This is a genomic window from Furfurilactobacillus siliginis (genome assembly GCF_001437435.1).
GTDB classification, from domain to species: domain Bacteria; phylum Bacillota; class Bacilli; order Lactobacillales; family Lactobacillaceae; genus Furfurilactobacillus; species Furfurilactobacillus siliginis.
In genome coordinates this window covers 116,196-120,424 of sequence record NZ_JQCB01000004.1, presented here as the reverse complement: position 1 = coordinate 120,424, position 4,229 = coordinate 116,196, and the positions used below count along the sequence as shown (strand labels likewise).

Sequence of the window (4,229 nt, the reverse complement as noted above, 5' to 3'; positions counted from 1 at the left end):
GCGGTAAGGCGCTACATCTGGTCGACGGTGAGCGAAGCGAACTTGCTAATGGCCTGGTGATGGGGGACACTGCCTCCGCGGTAGCCAATTAGTGAGGTAAGAAGTTGTTTGGGCGTACGGGTTTACGTGCTAGTAAAACTAACTCGGCGATCATCAATACGAGATAGGCAAGCAGTGTACTACCTGCAACGAGGAGGCTGTTGAATGCTGCTGTGGGGTCATTCTCGTTCACTTGCACTGCCATGATGACAAATTCCACGATGCCAATGGTCAACGTACTGGCACGTAAAATCCAAAAGCCACCGAGCCACCAACCAGGTCAGTTGAAATCATGGGAACGCCGAATCGCTAACGTCAGTTTTGGAATCAACGTAACGATGAAAAAGAGTCCTGCTATAATCGCAAATCCATTTGCAATGACGCTGTTAGCACCACCTGCGAAGAGCCAATGGTTTAGTTGCGGATTGCCTGTGCCCACGCGGGCGGTTGGATGTTGCTTGTAATCAAAAGCACGAATGTTTTGTGGAATTTGTAATACGATTGCGATGATGAAATTAATCAGAAAAGTCCACCAGTATTCCGCACGACTGGCGACTCCAGAAATTTTAAAAGTTTTTCGCCAAAAGTTTTTATAGGCTGTTAGCCACATGAGCATACCCCCGCTTGATATTTCGAAAATTATACCATGGACCGGAAATCTGGGCGAATGGATAGTTGATGCAAGCGTTGCAGTGCAGAAATCGTTATAATGTAGCGTGATGAAACGAAAGAGGGAGCTGCTCATGGAATTTGAAAAGTATCATCCAATTATGACGGCGCATTACGTACTTGACTGGCTAACAACGTATAAGGTAAAAGACGTGTTTGCGTTACGGCACGATGCATCTGTTGCGCAAGCAAGTGGCCGATCAGTAGATACGGATATTATGGCGACGGCAGCTTATGTCAATCATATGATGAGCTTGGTGATGAACAATAACGCGTTAATTTGGGGCGTTGGCGATAAAGTTACTAATGATTATCTGGGGACGTTCATGCTGTGGGATGTTTCAGAAAAATCAGCGGCAGTTGGTTACGAGCTATTGCCAGCTATGCAGCAGCAAGGGGTCATGGGTGAAGTTTTAACACATATGATCTCATTTGCTTTTGATGAATTACATTTGCAGCAGTTAATTGCAGATACCGCTTCAGATAATGCAGCATCACAAGCATTATTGGTTGCACATGGGTTCACGCGCCAGCCAGATTTTAATCGGGAAGACGCCACCGTGTCTGGGACACCGCAATTGATGTGGCGTTTCGTGTTAAATGCAAAAGAACGCTGACATTTACCAAACTTGTCTAAAAGTGCTACAGTGGATTTAACGAGCTGTCCCAGTTAATAAAGGACTTAATGGTGCCCGTTTCTTTTCCATAAAGTGAAAGAGGCGAAAATCATGGCTAAATTGAGTAAAGAAGAACGTAAGGCTTTGATCGAAAAAGTCGAACAAGATCGTGCAAAGAACCCACAACCTGCATCTAAGGTTTCCGGTTTTGCAACGATTGACGCAGATGCAAAGAAACTGGAAAGCGAAAACTAGTGTTCCAGTGATTGGCTGTCATTAAGCGACCAGATTAAAAGATCAGTTCCGTTATTAAACGGCAACTGATCTTTTTTTGTTGTCATGGGATGAATTCTGGTTGTTCATTTATGGCTTGGGGTATACTTTAGCTAATTAAAATTCATTATGGGAGGGACATTTGAAAATGGTTGATGCTTTAGAGTTAGCGCGCCAAGTGCGTACCGGTGAAACAACGAGTGAAGCACTTGTCCAAGCGTCACTAGCAAAGATAGCGACAAGCGATCAAACGCTAAACGCGGTCGTACATTTGCGTGAAGAAAAGGCGCTAGCGGAAGCACGCAAGTTAACGGACACAGGGCAACCATTTTTAGGTGTGCCGCTACTACTAAAAAATATGGGTCAGGATTTGAAGGGCGAACCGGTAACGTTGAGTTCACGGCTTTTCAAAGATGAAGTTGCCGGTACGACAGATAATTTTGTGAGTGCATTACAAGCAGCCGGATTCATCATTATCGGACAAACGAACGCGCCGGAATTTGGTTTTAAAAACATTACGGATCCTGTCTTGTATGGTAAAACGCGTAATGCCTGGAATCAGGATTATTATTCTGGCGGTTCTTCAGGCGGAGCAGCCACTAGTGTTGCGGCAGGTTACGTCCCATTGGCCGCTGGTAACGACGGTGGTGGCTCGATTCGAATCCCAGCTTCTTTTTCAGGTCTGATTGGATTAAAGCCAACGCGCGGGCGGGTGCCTGTTGGCCCAAATGGTTGGCGTGGCTGGGGTGGCGCTTCAATTAATTTTGCGTTGACACGTTCCATTAGAGATACAGCAACATTGCTTGATTGGCTGCAAACTTACCAACCAGCGGCACCGTTTGCCACCCCGGTAAACTTGTTGGGCTTTAATGATCAATTATGGGATCAAGACAAGCATTTGCGAATCGCTTATTCGACAGTTTCGCCAGTCGGTACACCAGTCTCAAAGGACGCTAAGCAGGCTGTGTTAGATGCCGTAGACTTTTTAAGTCATGAGGGCTTTGCAGTGACTGAACAGACCAATCCATTAGATGGTGTCGCGTTAATGAAGTCATATTATGTGATGAATGGTGCGGAAACAGTCGCGATGTTTGATGATGTTAGCCGATCATTAGGACGGTCTGTTGGTCCGGATGACATGGAGCGTCTAGCTTGGCTTATTTATCAAGCGGGGTTAGGCGTTACTGGTGGACAATACAGTGCGGCCATCAGTTTGTGGGATCAGGCGAGTGCACAAATGGATGCCTTTCACGATCAGTACGATCTGTACCTAACACCAACGACGGCCCACCCGGCGCCACGACTGGATAATCCACTGGTAGACCCTGCCATTGATGCACAAATTGACCATGTGGCAGATATGTCGCTGGCAGAGCGGATGCAACTGTTATGGGATTACTTTGAGCAAGAGCTGACGCAATCACCATTTACACAACAAGCCAATTTAACAGGTCAACCAGCACTTAGTTTGCCAACATACGTAACGAAAACAGGTCTGCCTTTAGGGATTCAATTTACTGCTCGAAAAGGCGATGAATTAACCTTGCTACGGATGGGGCGCTTGTTCGAACAGGCGGGCAAACTACAATTACGAGATAACTAACTTAACGGAGTATGGGAATTTATGAGTGAAGAAATGTATGATTTAACGATTATTGGTGGTGGACCGGTGGGGATGTTTGCCGCTTTTTATGCAGGCTTGCAAGAACTATCCACCCAGTTGATTGAAAGTTTGCCAGCAGTTGGTGGACAAGTAACCACGTTGTATCCTGAAAAAGAAATTTTAGATGTTGCTGGCTATGCTGGGATTACGGGTCAACAGCTGGTTGATCAATTATCTGGCCAAATGCGTGAATTTCCAATCACTGTTAAAACTGGCGAAACGGTGGCAAACGTTAGTGGCACCTTAGGCGATTTTACGATCACCACATCAGCCGGTGTGACACATAGTAAAACAGTGTTGATTACGACTGGGAACGGTGCATTTACACCGCGAAAATTAGCCGTGGAGAATGCTGAGCAATTTGAGCAGAAAAATTTATGGTATTTTGTGCCGCAAATGACGCATTTTAAAGGTCATGACGTTATGGTAGCTGGTGGTGGGGATGCCGCCATCGATATTGCCTTGATGCTTGAACCGGTTGCTAAACATGTCTATCTCATGCATCGCCGAAATGAGTTTCGGGCGTTACCATACAGCGTTAGCCGCTTAGCTGCATCAAGTGTGGAACAAGTGACTCCTTATTTGGCACAGAATTTAACAGCTGCCGAAGGTGATCGAATCACGGTTGATTTAAAGGAAATGAAAACTGACAATCATCGATTGATTACATTGGATGATATGGTCGTTAACTTTGGCTTTATCTCCGACCATAGTGTTTTTGAGGACTGGGACTTGCAGTTTGAGCAGAATCGTCAGCAAGTGGCCGTTGATTCAAGTATGCAAACCAGTGTGTCAGGTGTTTATGCTGCAGGGGATACAGCTAGTTATGACGGTAAAGTGGCGTTAATTGCGACTGGCTTTGGCGAGGCTGCGACGGCTGTTCACGCAGCGGCATTTGCAGCTGATCCACACCATCGTGGTCCGGTGCATAGCACGTCTGTACATTTGAATAAATAAGAGAGTGGGAT

At 45.9% G+C, this 4,229-nt stretch carries 5 protein-coding genes; 4 read left to right on the top strand and 1 reads right to left on the bottom strand.

The window, feature by feature from the left end; all coding sequences use genetic code 11:
- Window positions 1-319: 319 nt before the first annotated feature.
- Window positions 320-649 carry a DUF805 domain-containing protein gene (locus IV55_RS04210; RefSeq protein ID WP_057809696.1) on the bottom strand — a complete coding sequence of 110 codons (330 nt, stop codon included), beginning with the start codon at window positions 647-649 and terminating at the stop codon, window positions 320-322.
- Between the two features lie 133 nt (window positions 650-782).
- Between IV55_RS04210 and IV55_RS04205 the strand changes: the two genes are divergently transcribed.
- The 4 genes from IV55_RS04205 to IV55_RS04195 all read left to right on the top strand — a co-directional run bounded on the left by IV55_RS04205 (window position 783) and on the right by IV55_RS04195 (window position 4,218).
- Window positions 783-1,325, top strand: coding sequence for a GNAT family N-acetyltransferase (locus IV55_RS04205; protein WP_057809694.1), 543 nt, complete (start codon window positions 783-785; stop codon window positions 1,323-1,325).
- Window positions 1,326-1,436: 111 nt separating this feature from the next.
- Window positions 1,437-1,580 (top strand): hypothetical protein, encoded by a 144-nt coding sequence (locus IV55_RS10515; protein ID WP_169790616.1) that lies wholly within the window; start codon window positions 1,437-1,439, stop codon window positions 1,578-1,580.
- Between the two features lie 166 nt (window positions 1,581-1,746).
- Window positions 1,747-3,201 carry an amidase gene (locus IV55_RS04200; protein WP_057809692.1) on the top strand — a complete coding sequence of 485 codons (1,455 nt, stop codon included), beginning with the start codon at window positions 1,747-1,749 and terminating at the stop codon, window positions 3,199-3,201.
- Between the two features lie 21 nt (window positions 3,202-3,222).
- Window positions 3,223-4,218 (top strand): NAD(P)/FAD-dependent oxidoreductase, encoded by a 996-nt coding sequence (locus IV55_RS04195; protein WP_057809690.1) that lies wholly within the window; start codon window positions 3,223-3,225, stop codon window positions 4,216-4,218.
- Window positions 4,219-4,229: the final 11 nt, after the last annotated feature.